The organism is Paenibacillus sp. P4_A7 (assembly GCF_056402455.1).
Map to the genome: position 1 here is coordinate 1 of NZ_JBFUHJ010000887.1, position 735 is coordinate 735.

Annotated in this window: 2 protein-coding genes; both read right to left on the bottom strand. The window is 48.1% G+C overall.

The window, feature by feature from the left end; genetic code table 11:
- A partial coding sequence (locus AC1DWN_RS34740; RefSeq protein WP_477563344.1) for a pyruvate, water dikinase regulatory protein occupies window positions 1-542 on the bottom strand: 542 nt, incomplete at its 3' end.
- The coding region (locus tag AC1DWN_RS34745) for a CBS domain-containing protein (RefSeq protein WP_477563345.1) at window positions 539-735 on the bottom strand (197 nt) is incomplete at its 5' end. The genes AC1DWN_RS34740 and AC1DWN_RS34745, both read right to left, overlap by 4 nt.

Sequence of the window (735 nt, forward strand, 5' to 3'; positions counted from 1 at the left end):
GGTGGATTAACCTCTGGCATCAGAGGCAAATTCGCTGTCTTAATACCTTTATGGGACAAAAATATACTAAGTGGAGTTTTGGATGTACGCGATACACCAATAAGGATAACCTGTGCCTGCACTAGCCCCCTAGCATCCTTGCCATCATCATATTTGACTGCAAATTCAATCGCTTCCATTCGGCGATGATATTCCTCATCAATAGAGTGAAGCAGTCCAGGCTCACGCTTAGGAAAGCTGCCAAAAGTGTCTACATAGGCTTGCATCATAGGGCCCATCACATCTACCGCACGAACGCCTGCCTTCAAAGCTTCTTCCCTCATTGATTCCCGCAGCTCCGGCTGAACCAGCGTATAGCTTATAAATCCACCACTGGCTGCCGCTTCAGCAACAATACGAGCAATTTCATCCTCCGACTTCAAATGCCCATACCGTTTAACCTTCACGCGTTCGGATGAAAACTGCCGCAACGTCGCCTTGGCAACCGCTTCAGCTGTCTCACCGATAGCGTCGGAGCATGCGTAAATAATTTGCTCTGTCATAAATCTGGCTCCCCCAATTCCMCAACAGTCGTTATGTCTGCCATCAGACGAATAATATTCGATTTTGATACCCATCCGGTCACTTCAGGGTCCATGCCTTGCTCCTCACGAGGCTCAATTACCGGCAGGCAATCAACTTGATGAAGCGACATTTTACGAATCGCTTCCATCACAGAATCATCGGGCATTAGCG